The sequence below is a fragment of the Indolivaga capnocytophagoides DSM 22835 genome (genome assembly GCF_000426485.1).
Taxonomy (GTDB): domain Bacteria; phylum Bacteroidota; class Bacteroidia; order Bacteroidales; family Dysgonomonadaceae; genus Dysgonomonas_A; species Dysgonomonas_A capnocytophagoides.
Genome location: NZ_AUFL01000013.1, coordinates 64,658 through 83,143, shown reverse-complemented (window position 1 = coordinate 83,143; position 18,486 = coordinate 64,658). Strand labels below are relative to the sequence as shown.

The window sequence follows — 18,486 nt, the reverse complement described above, 5'->3', positions numbered from 1 at the left end:
GTTTTAGGTGTTAAGTTTAATAAAACAAAAAGAGCCCCGAAATTATTTCAAGGACTCTTTTCATATATTGAAACAACCCTGTTTGGGTTTATTTATGCTTTGTTTTCAGAGCTTCGAAAATCAAGCCTTCCAACTCTTCAGCCAATTCGGGATTGTCTTTTACCATGTCTTTAGCAGCTTCACGACCTTGCCCCAGCTTAGTTTCGTTGTAGCTGTACCACGACCCGCTTTTCTTAATAATACCCAAATCCGCACCCAAATCGATAATTTCTCCGGCACGGGAAATTCCTTCGCCATACATGATATCGAATTCGGCCTTACGGAAAGGAGGTGCTACTTTATTCTTCACCACCTTAACACGTGTTTGACTGCCTTTTACATCTTCTCCGTCTTTCAATTGTCCGATGCGGCGTATATCCAATCGTACAGAAGCGTAAAATTTCAGAGCATTACCTCCCGTTGTGGTTTCGGGATTACCAAACATCACACCGATTTTGTCACGCAACTGGTTAATGAATATACAAGTAGTATTGGTCTTATTGATGGCCGCAGTCAGTTTACGAAGGGCTTGAGACATCAAACGAGCCTGAAGACCCATTTTTGAATCACCCATATCACCTTCCAATTCCGCTTTTGGTGTTAGAGCGGCAACCGAGTCAATTACGACTATATCTATAGCCGATGAGCGGATAAGCTGCTCTGCAATCTCCAACGCCTGCTCTCCGCTGTCTGGTTGAGATATCCAAAGATTATCAATATCAACGCCCAATTTTTCGGCATAAAAACGGTCGAACGCATGCTCTGCATCCACAAAAGCGGCAATACCTCCGGCTTTTTGAGCTTCGGCAATCGCCTGAATAGCCAATGTGGTTTTACCTGACGACTCAGGCCCGTATATTTCAATGATACGTCCGCGAGGGTATCCACCGACACCCAGAGCGGCATTTAAGCCGATCGAGCCGGTAGCTATAACAGGTATCTCTTCGACCTTCTCGTCACCCAATTTCATAATAGAACCCTTACCATAGCTCTTTTCGATTTTTTCCATCGCAGCTTGTAAGGCTTTCAGTTTATCATTTTTAGGATCCTTAGCTTCTCCTTTTTTGTCCTTATTATCTTTTTCTTCAGCCATCTGGTTTTAATTATTTCGATATATCAGTATCTTAATTTTATTTTTTCACACTTTGCAGCCATTCCAGTATCTGTTCGGCATGCTCTTTAGCCTTAATATCTTTAGGTGTGAATATCTGTGATATTACACCGCTTTCATCAATCATAAAAGTTGTGCGTAATGTACCCATATATTTTTTACCGGCAAGAGTTTTTTCAGCCCAGACTCCAAACGCTTCAACCAATACCTTGTCGGTATCAGCTATAAGGCGGAAAGGCAATTCAAATTTCTCGATAAATTTATTGTGTGATTTTTCATCATCCACACTCACTCCTACAATTTCATAACCGGCGTGGCGCAATTCATAAAAATTGTCTCGGAAATTACAAGCTTCGGCTGAGCATCCGGGGGTATTATCTTTCGGATAAAAGTATAAGATAAACTTCCGTCCGGCATAATCACTCGTCTTGACCTCTTTTCCTTCCTGGTCTTTTCCCAATAATTCGGGGATTTTGTCTCCAATATTCAATGCCATATAATCCTTTGTTTAAATAATAGAAAGTGCTTAAAATTCATAGCAAGTTTTAATTGTTTGCTTGCTAAAGTAATAAAAGGTACGAGACCTTATATTGAAACCAAAGATAAGATTTAATTCTTTTGACAAAAAATAATTCTAAGGTCTCAGACCTTTTTATTGATTTTTCAATAAACAAGATATAAGCAGGCTTGTAAATCTGAAGATTACCTATTTACTTGTCAACTTGCTTATTTTTATCGGCAAATAGATGTACAATAGAAACCAATTCTGCTATTTTTCTAAATATTTTATCTAATTTAGCAATTCTGAAATTCTGTACGGAATAAAATTTTAGGTAAATAATCATATGAAAACAATCGTAATACTAGGTGATGGAATGGCCGACGAGCCTATCGAAGCGTTAGGTAACAAAACTCCTCTGCAAGCAGCAAAGAAACCATATATTGACCTGCTCGCATCAAAAGGGAAAAGCGGCTTGCTCGATACGATTCCGCCCGGATTCAAACCGGGCAGTGAAATTGCCAATCTATCGGTACTGGGTTACGATGTACCTAAGGTATTTGAAGGTCGTGGTTCGCTCGAAGCCGCAAGCATGGAAATAGATATAGAAGAGGGTGAAATGGCTATGAGATGCAATGTTATCTGTATAGAAGACGGTAAAATAAAAAACCACTCTGCAGGACATATCTCAACAGAAGAGGCTGCCGAACTTATCAAGTTTCTGGATAAAGAATTAAATGACGGTACAGTAAGCCTTTACCCCGGAGTGTCTTACCGCCACTTATTGAAAATGAAAGGCGGCAATAAAAACCTCGATTGCACTCCTCCTCATGATGTAATAGGTACTCCATTTGAGCAGGTAATGATAAAAGCTACTACTCCTGAAGCTGAAGATACTGCTAAATATCTAAATGAACTTATCATCAAATCTCAGCAATTATTGAAAGATCATCCTATAAACCTGAAACGTATTGCAGAAGGAAAAGATCCTGCGAACAGCATCTGGCCTTGGTCGCCCGGTTACAGACCTCAAATGCAAACCTTACAGGAATTGTACGGTATTAAGAGCGGATCGGTAATCTCTGCCGTTGACCTTATTATGGGTATCGGTAAGTATGCAGGATTAAAACTTATCCACGTAGAAGGTGCAACAGGTCTGTACGACACCAACTACGAAGGCAAAGCTCAGGCTGCCATAGATGCTCTAAAGCATGACGATTTTGTATATCTGCATATAGAAGCCAGTGACGAAGCCGGACATGAAGGAGACTATGAATTGAAAACCAAAACTATAGAATATCTCGACTCACGTGTAGTCAAAACGATATACGAAGCAACCAAAGATTGGGATGAGCCTGTAACAATAGCAGTATTGCCCGACCACCCCACTCCATGCCATTTGCGTACACACACAAACAAGCCTATACCATTTCTTATTTACCGCTCGAATGAAGCAGGAGATAATGTGCAGGTATATGATGAATTCGAGTCTGCAAAAGGAGCTTACGGGACAATTGTCGGACACGAATTTATGGATACTTTGTTTTTCAAAAAATAAGAACCGCTGAACGTAAAAGAATTAACACCTTCATAAACATGAGATATTACAGTACCAACAAACAAACTCCGGATGTTTCTTTGCAAGAAGCGGTAGTCAAAGGGCTTGCCGCCGACAAAGGGCTTTTCATGCCGGAGAAAATAAAGCAACTACCAAAATCTTTTTACGATAAAATAGATACTCTTTCTTTTCAGGAGATAGCATATACTGTAGCCGATGCTTTTTTCGGAGAAGATGTCGATTCAGATACTTTAAAACAGATCGTATACGACACTCTTAACTTCGATACGCCACTGGTACATGTAAATGATAACATATACAGTCTGGAATTATTTCACGGTCCTACATTGGCTTTCAAAGATGTAGGCGGTCGTTTTATGGCTCGCCTGCTTGGATATTTCATTAAAAAGCAAGGACAGAGCGATGTTAAAGTGCTAGTTGCAACGTCTGGAGACACCGGTAGTGCCGTAGCAAACGGATTTCTTGGAGTAGACGGCATACATGTATATGTTCTTTATCCGAAAGGAAAAGTCAGCCACATACAAGAATGCCAGTTTACGACATTAGGACAGAACATCACTGCAATAGAAATAGACGGTACATTCGATGACTGTCAGGCATTGGTGAAAACGGCTTTTATGGATGTAGATCTAAATAAACAACTGAATCTGACTTCCGCTAATTCTATTAATGTAGCACGTTTTCTTCCTCAGGCATTCTATTATTTCTATGGATATGCTCAATTGAAAAAGGCAGGAAAAGCAAACGATGTGGTATTCTGTGTTCCGAGTGGAAATTTCGGGAATATTACAGCCGGACTCATAGCTAAACGAATGGGATTACCTGTAAAACGGTTTATAGCAGCGAATAACAGCAACGACATATTCTACGAATACCTTCAAACCGGTAAATACAATCCACGTCCTTCGGTACAAACCATTGCTAATGCTATGGACGTAGGTGACCCAAGCAACTTTGCGAGAGTTATAGACCTGTACAATCATTCGGCAGATGAGATCAGAAAAGATATTACAGGCTTCCGGTACAAAAATGCAGCCATCGCCGAAACAGTAAAAGACACATTCGAGAAAACAGGATATCTACTCGATCCTCATGGAGCATGCGGATATCAGGCTTTAACAGATGGCTTATCGAAAGACGAAAACGGCATCTTCCTCGAAACGGCTCATCCTGCTAAGTTCAAAGAAACGGTAGAAGAAATAATCGGAAAACCGATAGAGATACCTCAACTATTACAAGCTTTTATGAAAGGCGAGAAAAAAAGTATCGGATTGAAAAATAATTATGATTTATTTAAAGATACTCTTCTAAGCAAAAAATAACTTATAAAAAAGGTACTGAAACCTTAAATGATTGCAATCAATAAAAGCCAATTAATCGTTTGATTAATTGGCTTTTGATATTATAGCGTACTATCTTATTTCAAAAGAACCATTACACCTTTAGCTCCATGCGCGCCGACTACCAGAGCCTGTTCTATATCTGCCGTTTTGGAAGGGCCGGAAATAAATACACCAAAACCATAATCATTAAACTTAATCTGATTATACGCCTCGTGCATATTATTCACAATAAAGCTTTTGTCCAATAATATCACCAGATACTCGGAAATAAAATAAACGACCTTCTGACGGACATTTTGCGGAACCCAGACACAAGCATTCTCGGCAACACCCAATTCGCCTTTGATGATTCCCAAATCCGTCCCGTTCAGTTTATGCGGATCATCTATATCATCCGGATTTACCGTTGCTATGTTTATTTCCGGCAGATTGGATACTATCACCTTTGCATCAGGATATAATGACCTGATCACTTCATTTACATCTTCATCCGGAGCAAGCACTCGGGCGTCACCTCCCACACCTTTACACATCTGCATAAATTTTTCGAGTTTGTTCTCGTATTCTATTCCTGCAATATGGTCAAGATCCGGCATATCGTACTGAGTTGAAATATGCCGTTTGACGTTATTTAATATATCATTTTTACTACTCATAGTTTTCTGTTTTTTAGATTAACGGCTGTGGCTTATTTCTTATTCTTCTGCACTTTTCCTTTTTTCCACATAGAAGTGAACGACTCCTTGGCAAAACGGGGCAATTCTCGCCCTTTTCCCCAGTCATTCAACCCATTGTACAGCATAAAACGAGGCATACTATTAACAATCGGAGCCATACTCAAGGCAGTCTTGTACAAAGCCGGATGAGTAAACAGGAATTTCATTCCGCCCGACATCATCTTCTTCATCTTATCCGCTTTACCGATAGAGTCAAGTCCCTGCCTCCATTTGTATATCTGATCGGCAAGATCTATCTTGGCAGGACATACATTGTTACATGAAAAGCAAAGAGAGCAAGCTGAAACATTATCCGAGTATTCTTCGGGATTTTTCAGCATACCCAGATTAATACCTATAGGACCCGGTATAAAATAGGTATAAGAATATCCCCCGCTGCGACGATACACCGGACAGGTATTCATACATGCTCCACACCTGATGCACTTCAATGACTGAATATGATCGGGATTACTTAATATTTCGCTTCGTCCGTTATCTACAATCACGATGTGCATTTCGCAGCCTTCGCGAGGTTTACGAAAATGAGACATATACGATGTAACCGGCTGACCTGTAGCCGAACGTGCCAATAAACGTGAATACACACTCAATGACTTATGATCGGGAATAATCTTCTCCAGCCCCATCGACACAATATGCACTTTAGGCAGAGACGTCCCCATATCGGCATTACCTTCATTGGTACACACGACTACATCACCTGTTTCGGCAATACCGAAATTACATCCGGTCATACCCACATCGGCTGTCATAAATTCATTCCGAAGATGCTGGCGGGCTGCACGAGTCAGATATGTAGGATCGCTGTTTCCTTTTTCGGTTCCTAGTTTTTCCTCGAAAAGTTTACCGACTTCCTGACGGGTCATATGTATGGCGGGCATTACGATATGACTCGGCGGCTGATTATCGAGTTGAAGAATACGTTCTCCCAAGTCACTTTCGACAACATCGATACCTCTTTCAATCAGATAGGGGTTGAGATGACATTCTTCGGTAAGCATCGACTTACTCTTTACCAGCTTTTTAGCATTATGCCCGGTCAGAATCTTATGTACTATCTCGTTATGCTCTTTAGCATCCTTCGCCCAATGCACTATTACACCATTGGCTTCGGCATTTTGGGCAAACTGCTCGGCATACTTATCAAGATGAGTAATAGTATGCATTTTTATTTTACTCGAGAATTCCCTCAAGGCTTCCCACTCCGGAACATCTTTGGCTACATTATCTCTCTTTACTCGTACAAACCAGAGAGTTTCGTTGTGCCATGTTTCTCCTTCTTTATTTGATATGAAGCGGCTTGCAGCTTCTGCATGTTTTGTACTCATAGTCCTGCAGCTAAAATTTGAACAACATGGATAAACTTAATCGGTAGTTTCTCGCGATTAACTACTCCTTGCATATGCATCAGACACGAATTATCTGCCCCCGTGATATACTCGGCTCCGGTATTCATATGGTTCTTTACTTTATCTTGTCCCATACATACCGATACAGCAGGCTCTTCGATGGCAAACATTCCTCCGAATCCGCAGCACTCATCCACTTTTTCAGGTTCGAGCACTTCTATTCCTTCAACCAAAGATAAGAGGTCTTTGATTTTCGAATATCGGGGTTCCATCAACTCACTTGCCGATGACAAGTGCAATTCTCTTACCCCATGGCAACTGTTGTGCACACTCACCTTATGAGGAAATTTACCCGGAACTTTATCTACCTTCAATATATCATGCAGAAATTCACAGATATCATAAATCTTTCCGCTTGTCTGGCAAAGATGATCTTCTTTACTCAAAATTTTAGGATAATTTTCTTTGACAAACACGGCACAGCTTGCCGATGGAGCGACAATATACTCATACTTGTCAAATAGTTTTTCAAACTGCTTTGCTAAAGGAATAGCTTCATCCTCAAATCCGGCATTTGCCATCGGCTGTCCGCAACAAGTCTGATCGAGCGGATAGTCAACTTCTACCCCCAGCGAATCAAGCAATTTGTAGCATGCGACCCCCACCTCGGGAAATATCGCATTTACATAACATGGAATAAATAGTCCGACTTTCATTTCTATATAGTATTTTAGTTGTCTTTAATGTATCAGGTCTCAGACCTTTGGTTGTTTTTAATGAAGAAAGCAGCAGTTATCATCAAATACAAACCACTTCTTCAATCAGTGCTGTTACACAAGTAAAACAATTCTCAAAAGAGTATTGTTCCCATTATTTTTGGAACAAAATACACCATCAGCCCGGATACTACGATATATCCCAGAGCATAGGGCAGTGCTTTCTTCATGATCTCACCTTCCCTGCCTTGCAATCCACAGGCGGATGTAGCAACAGCTATACTTTGCGGAGAAATAATCTTCCCACCTGTTGCTCCTGCTGTATTTGCAGCTGCCAGCCAACTAGGGTCTGCACCTGTTGTATGCGCAACCGAAGCCTGCAATTTACCGAACAATATATTTGAAGAAGTATCACTACCGGTAAGGAATGTTCCGAGACAGCCTATTGTTGGAGCAAACAGCGGATATAATGAACCTGTGGCTATCGCAAGAGCCAGTCCCAGTTGAGAAATCATTCCCGAAAAATCCATTATAGAAGACAAAGCAATTAGCGAACAAACAGTTACTATTGTTTTGCGCTGCTGCTTTATTACGGTTCCAAGAAGCTTAATAAGTTCTACTATTTTCGCTCCCTGAAGCAACCCACCTAAAATAGAGCCTAAGAATAGCAATACTCCGGCATCGGTCAACCATGAAACTTTAATAGACCGAACAACCTCTGTTTGTGTTACTGCATCGAATATATTCTGGCTAAACAATGTTGTAGCCGACAGAGGAGCTAAAATATTCCTAAGAGGTAACAATGGACTTGTCAGTATTACTAATATGAGGATAAATCCATAAACACTCCATGCGTTTATTATCTCCCCCATAGTTCTTTTCGGAAACTTAGCTTTCAATTCTTTATCTTCTTTCGTCGCTGTCAACTTCGCATATATAATGATAGCGATGATAGATGCAATACTACCTAAGATGGCAGGTGTTTCGGCTCCCATGTATCGGGCTGCAATATACTGAACCGCAAGAGATACAACTCCCACAATCACACTCAGCAGGATATGTTTGGGTAAAGATTTAATCCTCGGATCGGTCATAAACACCAATACAAACGGTATCAGGATCATCAAAGGTGATAATTGCAATACCACCTGAGTACTCAGCACCTGTATATCGGTCACTCCTGCCTGTTCTGCCAATACTTTTACGGGCGTACCTACGGCTCCAAATCCGGTTGCCACACTATTGGCAATAAGACTTGCAACGGCCGAAAATATAGGCTTAAAGCCTAAGCTGATTAATATAGCTGCCGGAATAGCTACCGCTGTTCCGAATCCTGCCATACCTTCGAGTAACCCCCCGAATCCCCAGGTAAGCAATAGCACCTGAATACATTTATCGGATGAGATGGATGAAAACTGCTCTTTCAGAATTTCCATTTTTCCTGTTTTCACCAGTACATTATAGCTGAATATAGCCATAATTATAATGATCAAAATAGGAAAAATAGCCTTAAGAACCCCATAAACAAAAGAAAGACCTGTATCTGCCACAGGAAAACCGAAAGCAAACAAGGCCAGTACAATTGTCGTGACTAGAGTTATCAGAGCACTTTTATCCCCTGCCATTTTAAGAAATCCCATCAGGATTATTAATAAGAGGACCGGTATCGTAGCAAAAGCCACATGTCCCCATGAAACCTCCAGGTTACCGGCCAGAGCGGTACTTTGTAAAAGAATATTCAGTGCTGTAAACATGGTGTATAAGTTTTTTGGGTTACGTGAATTGTATGTAGTTTTTCGTTGATTACGCAAATTATACTTTTTTTACGAAAAGACTCTATTCTTTTAATATGTTATATTGCAGGTTTAGCAAGTTTTTTTTCTTAATTAAATATTAAAAAAGTCTTTGCACAACTCAATTTTTGCCTATTTGTTATACATTTGCGTCCAAATAACACTTTCAATGAACACAAACATTAGAAACTACGAATTATTGGCCGAAGGCAAAAAGTACCAGCACTCAAAGATTGGAGCTATACCTATTCACGAAAGAGTATCACCGAATATAAAAAAGGCCTTATATTCTCCCCTGTTCGATAATGACATCGAAGTATTATCGGTAAAAGACACCCATCTATTACAATCATCTGCAGAAAAGAAATACGGGATATCTTTTCTATACAAGGGTGAAAGATATGAATCGGAAATAGCTGTCCGGAAGATAGAAGACCTGGATCTTCAGGATTTCGGATTGGCAAATACCGCCGAAGATTGCGATTTCCACGAAATGATCGCTCACTCCGAGTATATCGAGGTGAGTATGCTATTCGGGGAAAGCTCTCTAAGATCTTTTCACTGCCAGCTAAAATTGCTTCATATCATCGTGCCCGAAGCCTTAATGGTTATCGACTTCTCTACTTACAGAATACTGTCCGGCAAATGGCTCAAGCTGGCCGCAGAATCCAAAATTCCCCCTTCGCCCGATTATTTGTATGTATTGTATGCAGGATATGAACAGAAAAACAAAGATAAAATATACTGGTTCAGAACTTACGGATTATTGAGGTGCGGTATTGTAGACCTCGAGATGTTGAATATACATTCGGATTCCCATTCTATGTATGACCTGGTAAATAATGTTGTTAAACGCTTCCTCTCTTCCCCTGTAAAAGAAAATGAAAAGTTTACAATCGGATTCGACGGCTTACAGATCAATCTGGCATGGATAAGGTGGGAGCACGCATTATCATACTTTCCGGAAGACATACTGGGTGGTATTATTGAGCGGGAAGAAAGTGATAGAATCCAATCTTCTCCTGCCGGTATTTTGTTTGCGGTGGAGGACGGCAATCTCACATCTCCCGAAATATATGTTTCGGCTCTGTCAAACAATCCTATACTCTTTGTTTCTGCCGAAGAAACAATAAGAATGAGCAGTCTGGCTAAAGAACGTTATCCGTACTTTTTCCGGTTATTTTTAAGATACAGGGACAGACAGAACAGTTCATTCCTCCGTAAAATATTATATCCAAGAGACAAAACGATAGACGGTTGGTCTTTTTGGGTAAAAATCGGCATAACAATAGACTCCCCGAAACAAGATTCGGAGAAAGAGCATTTGTGGTTTACGGTTATTAATGTGACGGAATCAACTATTTGCGGACAATTGATAAACGACCCGTACTGGATAGCGTCTCTCAACAAAGGAGACATCGGAACATACCCGACAGGAATGCTTACCGACTGGTTGATTTCGGATAAAGAAGGTAATCAGTATACTCCTGATTCTATCTATCTGCTGCTTGATTAAAACTATTATAGTATATCTGAAAATCGGAGACCTTAATTCACTTTCGAGACTTTCTCTCCTTTGAAAAAACCTATTATATTGCTTGCCACTTCACGCTGCATATCGTGACGCCCGTCAAGAGTCTGGGTTCCGGCATGAGGTGTAAGAACAACATTATCCAATGCGAAGAATTCGGGATTAATATTAGGTTCCGTTTCATAAACATCAAGACCCGCCCCATATATACGGTTTTCTTTTAATGCTTCTATCAAAGCCTTCTCATCGACAGTAGATCCACGCGATGTATTGACCAGAATAGCCGATGATTTCATCTTTGCTATTGCCGCGGCATTTATTATATGGTAAGTTTCGGAAGTGGCAGGTGCGTTTACCGATATATAATCGGACTGTATCAATAAGTCGTCAAAACTAACATACTTGGCATTATACTCTTTTTCGATAGATGGATCAAGCGGTCTGCGGTTATGATAGATCACGTTCATACCCGAAGCGATAGCTCTACGGGCAATAGCCTGTCCGATACGCCCCATGCCGTATATCCCCAGTGTCTTGCCATATAAAGACAATCCAAGATTATCATACAAGCCCCAGCCAACACGCTCCGATCCTCGAAGTTTGTTATTGAAGTATCCTATTTTACGAGCTACAGCATGCATCAATCCAAAACACAACTCGGCTGTAGGTTCAAGTACCGCCTGAGGGGTATTTGTTACGGTTATACCTTTCTGCGCAGCATAGTCTACATCTATATTATTGTATCCTACTCCGTAATTTGCTATTAATTTCAGATTTACTGCTTTATCTATAATCTCCTTATCGGTAAAAAAACTGAAATTAGGAATAAAGACATCGTACTCTCCAATCATTTCAAGAATTTCATCTTTCTTGAAATAACTCTTTTCCGGATATGTTATGTCGAATAGAGTTTCCAACTCAGAGAATGGTTCTCTATGAAAATTATGTCCTGACAGTATTTTCTTTTTCATAAAATATGCTTTATTCCTAAAAACGCTTATCCTATAAGGAATGTTTACATCTTAGTAATCTTTTAGAAAGGAAGATCGTCGGCACTGTCTCCGCCAAAATCAGCAGGTGCAGGAGGAGCCTGATCATAACTCGGAGCAGGAGCTCCGGCTGGATACCCCCCCCCTGTTGGTGCTGCCAGATCTACTTTCCATGCACGTATATCGGTGTACCAGCGACCATTATATTCACGGCTTTCCACATCGAAAGATATGTCTAAGATATTACCAATCTGAAGTACGGCATCACTAGCCTTATCACCCCAGATAGAGATACATACTTTTTTAGGATACTGACCGTCTGTTTCTACTATAATATCTTGTTTTCTCCACTCTCCGTTTTTACTTGTTCCTGATTGCAGAGGTAACATCTGAACCAATTTCGCAGTTAATTGCATGATTTAAAGAATTTATTTTTGTTCATACAAATGTACAAAAATCTACTCACTTGGGAGGGTATCATCGGTATTTTCTAAACTACCATTATCTTCGGATCCTTCCGATTTATTCAGAAACTCCTGATAATAAGAGATCAAAAGAGTTGTCATAGGTATTGCAATAATCATTCCGGCAATTCCCATCAACGACCCCCATACAGATAACGACAACAAAATAATAGCAGGATTAAGTCCCATGGCTTTACCCATAATACGGGGAACCAATATCATATCGATAATACATTGCACAACAACATACAAGAGTAATACCATTCCGACAAGTGCCCAAAAACCCTGTCCGGTCTGCGAGGCCTTAAGCCAACACAGCAGTACGGCAGGAGCTATACTCAATATATGCATATAGGGTATCATATGCAGAATACCGATACACACACCTAATACAATAGCTAACGGCAGACCGATAATCTGAAACCCGATCGCAAACAGTGTCGCCACAATAACGCAAATCAGAGCCTGATGCCTGAAATAAGTATTCATACTTTTTTCTACATCAGCGGTGAGCTTACTTACTGTTTTCCGATGACGGTGAGGAACCATATCCATCCACAGCTTATTTATTTTATCATAATCCAGTAAGATAAATATCAGATACAAGATCACAATAAATACAACTGTAAACCCAAGTATAAATGAGATACCGCTCGATAACATATTTTGCACTGTAGGCATAATATATTTCAATGTTTCAGTAGCATTTTCGGTAGACAATGTGTCCCGCAAAGACTGAAAGTCTATGTGTTTTTCGATAAAATCATGGACACTCAATGGAATTCCGTTTATCTCAAACGATTGAAGCTGGTATGTCGTGACCAGATTATTAATCTGATAAATTTCGTTTTCTATAAGGGGTGTAATACTCATGATGAGCAAAGTGAGGACTCCTATCAGAATCGCAAAAGTGAGCATTACCGCAAGATAACGTTTCTTCAAATGCAACTTTACCTGTAAGAAACGGACTATGGGGTTTAACAAATAGGCAATCAGCCATGCTATAAGAAACGGCAGCAACACACTCCTCAGAATATAAATGAGGTAAATACCGGCTCCCAGTAACATTAAACTTATACAAAGCCGAATAACCCGATCGAATGTAAACGGCTTATCGAAACTATTATTCATAAGAAAGAAGATGTTTATTTAGGTATCAAACCATATCCTATCTTTGCAAAGATATTTCTTTTTCGTATAGTACAACTCATAAATATAGAAGATTTAGTTCGTAAAAGCGGATAATTTGTATCTTTAAGCTGTACTCATTATCAAGATCACAGACATGTTTATTACTTTGACGAGTATAGTATCCTGAGCTTATTATAATGTGAAAACAGATCATTAAATACAGTCATTGACTTATATTTGTACACCTATCTATTATGAAATATTATTTGCTTTTACTATTGTATATATCCATGTTTTCGACCGGTTCGGCTCAAAATGCAGCAGGATCTTCGTTCTCTTCTTTTCCGGGATTCGAAAACGCCTCAATCGGTTTTTGTGTCAAAGATTTAAATGGAAATGAAATAGCCTCTATCAATAAAAACACGACTTTAACGCCTGCCTCAACCCTAAAGATCTTAACATCGGCAACAGCCCTAGAAATTATGGGAGATAAGTATTCTTACCCCACAACACTGGCTATAAATACAAATAATCCTCAACAACTGATCATCCACGGATATGGAGATCCGACTCTGGGCAGTGAATATATAGGGCGAGGAGCCAATGATTTTCTGAAAGACTGGGTAGACCATATCAAAAAACAGGTAGATTCGCGGCAGCCCATCGATATATTGGTTATCGATAACTATTTCGGATACAGCGGCGTCTCATCCAAATGGTTAAAAGAAGATCTCGGCAACTATTTTGCTGCGGGAGCATACGGTATAAGTATTTACGATAATACGTACCGCCTTTATTTTAACACAACTGACACCGAATCCGCTCCGCAGATAATTAAAACTCAGCCAGAAATGCCCGAGCTGATCTTCAGGAATACCCTGAAGATGAACTCCAATAACGAAGACAATGGGTATATCAACGGAGAAATATTCAGTAACTACCGTACACTTGTAGGAGATATTCCGGCTAAAAGAGCCTCGTTCTCTATCAAAGGAGACATCCCCGATCCGGGTCTGATGCTGGGTAAAATAATTTCGACAAAACTACAAGAGGAAGGATACTCCATAGCTAAACTCGAAACTTCTCGAGATCTATATTACGAAAATATGTATAACAGATTCGGCTCTGCAAATCCCGAAGAAAAAGTATTCTATACATATCGTTCTCCGGCTTTAAAAGACATAATACGTGTAATAAACGAAAGAAGCAACAATCATTATACAGAACACCTTATTCGGACAATAGGTCGTACTATCGGAGATAAAAGCATTTACACAGATGCTCTTACGGAAGGAGTCGCTCAAACATCTTTATTCTGGGAGAACAAAGGTATTAACACCAATTCTCTCCGTATGTATGACGGATGCGGACTTGCCCCATCGGATGGCATCAGTGCTGAAATGTTGTGCGATATTCTCGTGTATATGAAAGCCAAAAGCAAATACCGTGATGCTTTTGTAGAATCTCTCCCAAAAGCCGGAAAAGAAGGAACTGTACGTAATGTATTAAAAGGAACACGCCTGGAGGGTAAAGTGGTCATGAAAAGCGGCAGCATAGCCAATGTACAGTGTTTCGCAGGATATTATACCGACGGAGACAAACAATATGCATTTTCCATTATGGTTAATAACTACAATAGCTCCCGCAAACAAGTTGTGAGAGCTATTGAGAATTTATTATTAAATACCTTTTAAAGGATTCTGTTCTAATTCAGTCTTTAGGAAAGACCTGCCATTGGGATAATTTTCAGCAGTTTAATTCTATATCTCAGCATGGTGTATGCAGGTATATATGTCTGTGCAACACCATAATATCCTAAATTGTAAGGAACAATTGCCTCACGTTCTTCATTCAGTTTCATATCCTGAATAAGTGTAGCCCAAGCATCAGTTCTAAGATCTATAGCACTAGCACCTGAAGAGAAGCGGTAATATTCGGTCGTAGCAGTGGTAGAAGTAACACGCCTGTTTACACAAACCTTATACGGGTTTTTATTGGGATTTGCCATCAAACTGTAATAAGATGGGTTTTCGGTAGAAGCCGCAATTATCTTCTTATTGTCCTTATCATAATACCAGACTTCAAAACGAACTTCCACTGTATCCGTAAATTCAGGTTTTGCATCAACAGTCATTCGCAATGCTATATCAGAATCTGTAATAACCGAAGACTTTTTCCAATATAGACTTCCTTCTTTGGTCTGAGATTCCAAGGCTTCCCATCCCGATGCTTTTATAGAGTCTGAAAATCTCTTTTCATTTAATGCTTTCCATTCCTCATCAATCGTCACATCATTATTATCATCGTCATCGACACATGATACTCCGATGAATAAACTGAAAGCAAAAAGCAGGAAAAGTGTTGAGTAGTATGTTTTCTTCTTCATTTGAAATTATTATCAATACCTATATTAATTTATAAAACAATAGACAACGACAAATCATTTTCTATCAATTGCAATTCTCGCAAAAATAAGATATTTAAAGAGAAGTCTTTTATAAAAAATGTAAATAAGTAAAATAAAGTATTTAATGATTCCTTTTTTAGATATACAATATATGCCGATTCCGCAATCTGAATTGCTCAACCGGCATATAATATTTTGTTAGTTTCGGTTTTCGGTCATTACACCAATTTTTTCAACAAGCTCTTCATACTCACTTGTTCCGAAATAATATTAGAGAGTTGATCGATAACAACACGTTCCTGAGTCATTGTATCACGATAGCGGATAGTTACTGTATTATCTTCCAATGTCTGGTGATCCACAGTTACACAGAACGGTGTACCTATAGCATCGTGACGGCGATAACGTTTTCCGACACTATCCTTTTCATCATACTGACATTTGAAATCGAATTTCAAAGCACTCATAATCTCCTCTGCTTTTTCAGGCAAACCGTCTTTTTTCACCAACGGTAAAATACCTAATTTCACAGGAGCAAGAGGAGCCGGAAGTCTCAACACAACTCGTTCCTCTCCACTTTCGAGCTTTTCTTCACAATACGATGCCGCAATAGTCGAAAGAAACATACGGTCTACACCGATCGAAGTTTCGACCACATACGGAGTATATGATTTATTCAGCTCAGGATCGAAATACTGGATTTTTTTACCTGAGAATTTTTCATGGCTGCTCAGGTCAAAGTCTGTACGTGAGTGAATACCTTCCACTTCTTTGAACCCGAATGGCATTTCGAATTCGATATCGGTAGCCGCATTAGCATAGTGAGCTAATTTATCATGATCATGGAAACGGTATTTCGCATCTCCATAACCAAGAGCCTTGTGCCATTTAATACGGGTTTCTTTCCATTTTTTAAACCAATCCAATTCTTCTCCGGGACGAACAAAAAATTGCATCTCCATCTGTTCGAATTCACGCATACGGAAAATGAACTGACGGGCTACGATCTCGTTACGGAATGCTTTACCTATCTGGGCAATACCAAAAGGTATTTTCATACGTCCGGTTTTTTGTACATTCAGAAAATTAACAAAAATACCCTGAGCTGTTTCAGGACGCAGGTACACCTTCATTGCTCCGTCAGATGTAGAACCCATCTCTGTCGCAAACATCAGGTTAAACTGACGAACTTCAGTCCAGTTACGAGTCCCGCTGATAGGGCATACAATCTCACAATCTACGATAATATTACGAAGTTCTTCCAGATTGCCATCGTTCAATGCTTTTGCAAAACGGGTATGTACTTCATCCCTTTTTGCCTGATATTCTTTTACGCGGGGATTCGTATCTTTAAACATAGCCGCATCAAAACTTTCACCGAATCTCTTGGCTGCCTTTTCTACTTCTTTGTCGATCTTCTCGTCTATCTTTGCCAGATAATCTTCAACAAGGACATCGGCACGGTAACGTTTTTTACTGTCTTTATTGTCTATCAACGGATCATTGAACGCATCAACGTGCCCCGACGCTTTCCAGATAGTAGGGTGCATGAATATAGCAGAATCGATACCCACAACATTTTCGTTGAGAAGTACCATACTATCCCACCAATACTTTTTAAGGTTGTTTTTCAGCTCCACCCCGTTTTGCCCATAATCGTAAACGGCTCCCAGCCCATCATAGATTTCACTTGACGGGAATACAAATCCATACTCTTTACAGTGCGAAACAATCTTCTTGAAAACGTCTTCTTGTGCCATATTTATAATTAAATCTATATTTAAGGTCTCAAGACCTTTATTTATCCATTTTTCTTCGGAAAGGCAAAGTAAATGCTTTTTTCGCAAATTTCATATCTTTTTATTGTTTTGGTAAAACAACAGACATCAGTCTGTTAGATTCTTTTTTATATCTGTAAATGTTTTCATTAGTATTATTCTTATTTTTGTATGAGTTTATAAAAAACAATTCTCATGCTAAAAAAATTCCTACTCCTGATACAGGTATTCTGTGTCGTAACAATCTCGGCTCAATCTAAAACTGAAAAAACCGAGATTGCAGATGATATCGAAATTCTGAAATTATCAGACAACCTTTACCTCCACAGAAGTTTTCTCGAAACCCAAAGCTGGGGTAAAGTAGGAGCAAACGGATTGATTCTCATAAAGAACAACGAAGCATTGCTTATTGATACTCCGTGGAACAATGAACAAACCGAAAGACTCGATAAATGGATATCAAACTCTTTACATGCAACCATTAAAACAGTAATACCTACCCATTGGCACGAAGACCGCATGGGCGGCTTAGCTTACCTTCAGTCGAATGGAGTAAAATCTTATGCTAATGAGCAGACGATAGAACTAGCCAAAACTAAAAACCTTCCTATACCCGACACCGGATTTAAAGATTCAATCGACATCAATTTTCAGGGATTCGATCTCAAACTATATTATCCGGGAGGAGGACATACTACTGACAATATAATTGTATGGATTCCGTCCGAAGATATCCTTTTCGGAGGGTGTTTTATCAAGGACTTGCAATCATCCAATCTAGGAAATCTTGCCGATGCCGATGTTGCTGCATGGCCACAATCGATAAAATGGGTTCTAACCAAATTTCCTGACATTAAGACTGTTGTTCCCGGACACGGTAACATGGGAGGATACAACCTCTTAACCCATACATTAAAGCTTATTAATGAACATAATACGGTCAGGTAATATTTTTTTCTTATTTTTACGAGTAAGTAATTAATTTACTGCAAGTATTTTAATGATATACTTTTAGTT

The 18,486-nt window shown here is 39.5% G+C and carries 16 protein-coding genes; 5 read left to right on the top strand and 11 right to left on the bottom strand.

Annotation, left to right across the window (positions count from 1 at the left end; all coding sequences use genetic code 11):
- Window positions 1-88: 88 nt before the first annotated feature.
- Together recA and bcp are read right to left on the bottom strand one after the other, a co-directional pair.
- Window positions 89-1,132: a recombinase RecA gene (gene recA, locus K322_RS0107910; protein ID WP_026626405.1), complete on the bottom strand. Its 1,044-nt coding sequence runs from the start codon at window positions 1,130-1,132 to the stop codon at window positions 89-91.
- A 37-nt stretch (window positions 1,133-1,169) separates the two neighbouring features.
- On the bottom strand, window positions 1,170-1,646 hold the full coding sequence (bcp, locus tag K322_RS0107905) for a thioredoxin-dependent thiol peroxidase (RefSeq protein WP_026626404.1): 477 nt from the start codon (window positions 1,644-1,646) through the stop codon (window positions 1,170-1,172).
- 349 nt (window positions 1,647-1,995) lie between these two features.
- On the opposite strand from bcp, the gene K322_RS0107895 reads away from it, so the two are divergent.
- A complete protein-coding gene (locus tag K322_RS0107895) occupies window positions 1,996-3,207 on the top strand; it encodes a cofactor-independent phosphoglycerate mutase (RefSeq protein ID WP_026626403.1) in 1,212 nt (403 codons plus the stop codon).
- 38 nt (window positions 3,208-3,245) lie between these two features.
- The gene (thrC, locus tag K322_RS0107890; RefSeq protein ID WP_026626402.1) at window positions 3,246-4,550 is read left to right on the top strand and encodes a threonine synthase; all 1,305 of its coding nucleotides are present in this window, start codon (window positions 3,246-3,248) and stop codon (window positions 4,548-4,550) included.
- Window positions 4,551-4,645: 95 nt separating this feature from the next.
- On the opposite strand, the gene K322_RS0107885 is transcribed toward thrC, so the two are convergent.
- From K322_RS0107885 to K322_RS18915, 4 genes are all read right to left on the bottom strand, one after another.
- Window positions 4,646-5,227: a LutC/YkgG family protein gene (locus K322_RS0107885; RefSeq protein WP_026626401.1), complete on the bottom strand. Its 582-nt coding sequence runs from the start codon at window positions 5,225-5,227 to the stop codon at window positions 4,646-4,648.
- 32 nt (window positions 5,228-5,259) lie between these two features.
- On the bottom strand, window positions 5,260-6,639 hold the full coding sequence (locus K322_RS0107880) for a lactate utilization protein B (protein WP_026626400.1): 1,380 nt from the start codon (window positions 6,637-6,639) through the stop codon (window positions 5,260-5,262).
- A complete protein-coding gene (locus tag K322_RS0107875) occupies window positions 6,636-7,376 on the bottom strand; it encodes a (Fe-S)-binding protein (protein ID WP_026626399.1) in 741 nt (246 codons plus the stop codon). The genes K322_RS0107880 and K322_RS0107875 overlap by 4 nt, the downstream gene beginning before the upstream one ends.
- Before the next feature lie 134 nt (window positions 7,377-7,510).
- On the bottom strand, window positions 7,511-9,130 hold the full coding sequence (locus K322_RS18915) for an L-lactate permease (protein WP_084158536.1): 1,620 nt from the start codon (window positions 9,128-9,130) through the stop codon (window positions 7,511-7,513).
- A 208-nt stretch (window positions 9,131-9,338) separates the two neighbouring features.
- Between K322_RS18915 and K322_RS0107865 the strand changes: the two genes are divergently transcribed.
- Window positions 9,339-10,685 (top strand): DUF4026 domain-containing protein, encoded by a 1,347-nt coding sequence (locus tag K322_RS0107865; RefSeq protein WP_026626398.1) that lies wholly within the window; start codon window positions 9,339-9,341, stop codon window positions 10,683-10,685.
- Window positions 10,686-10,717: 32 nt separating this feature from the next.
- Here the strand turns inward: K322_RS0107865 and K322_RS0107860 are convergent, their stop codons facing one another.
- The 3 genes from K322_RS0107860 to K322_RS0107850 form a co-directional block, all read right to left on the bottom strand.
- On the bottom strand, window positions 10,718-11,671 hold the full coding sequence (locus tag K322_RS0107860) for an NAD(P)-dependent oxidoreductase (RefSeq protein WP_026626397.1): 954 nt from the start codon (window positions 11,669-11,671) through the stop codon (window positions 10,718-10,720).
- A 62-nt stretch (window positions 11,672-11,733) separates the two neighbouring features.
- Complete coding sequence (locus tag K322_RS0107855) at window positions 11,734-12,105, bottom strand: DUF3127 domain-containing protein (RefSeq protein ID WP_026626396.1); 372 nt, start codon at window positions 12,103-12,105, stop codon at window positions 11,734-11,736.
- Between the two features lie 42 nt (window positions 12,106-12,147).
- Window positions 12,148-13,284 (bottom strand): AI-2E family transporter, encoded by a 1,137-nt coding sequence (locus K322_RS0107850; protein ID WP_026626395.1) that lies wholly within the window; start codon window positions 13,282-13,284, stop codon window positions 12,148-12,150.
- 254 nt (window positions 13,285-13,538) lie between these two features.
- Here K322_RS0107850 and dacB point away from each other — a divergent pair, with 254 nt between their 5' ends.
- The gene (dacB, locus tag K322_RS0107845; protein ID WP_035331686.1) at window positions 13,539-14,978 is read left to right on the top strand and encodes a D-alanyl-D-alanine carboxypeptidase/D-alanyl-D-alanine endopeptidase; all 1,440 of its coding nucleotides are present in this window, start codon (window positions 13,539-13,541) and stop codon (window positions 14,976-14,978) included.
- 23 nt (window positions 14,979-15,001) lie between these two features.
- On the opposite strand, the gene K322_RS0107840 is transcribed toward dacB, so the two are convergent.
- Complete coding sequence (locus tag K322_RS0107840; RefSeq protein WP_026626393.1) at window positions 15,002-15,670, bottom strand: FKBP-type peptidyl-prolyl cis-trans isomerase; 669 nt, start codon at window positions 15,668-15,670, stop codon at window positions 15,002-15,004.
- Between the two features lie 239 nt (window positions 15,671-15,909).
- Window positions 15,910-17,451 (bottom strand): glycine--tRNA ligase, encoded by a 1,542-nt coding sequence (locus K322_RS0107835; protein ID WP_026626392.1) that lies wholly within the window; start codon window positions 17,449-17,451, stop codon window positions 15,910-15,912.
- Between the two features lie 213 nt (window positions 17,452-17,664).
- Here K322_RS0107835 and blaDYB point away from each other — a divergent pair, with 213 nt between their 5' ends.
- Window positions 17,665-18,417 (top strand): DYB family subclass B1 metallo-beta-lactamase, encoded by a 753-nt coding sequence (gene blaDYB / locus K322_RS0107830; RefSeq protein WP_035331685.1) that lies wholly within the window; start codon window positions 17,665-17,667, stop codon window positions 18,415-18,417.
- The last annotated feature ends 69 nt before the right edge of the window (window positions 18,418-18,486 follow it).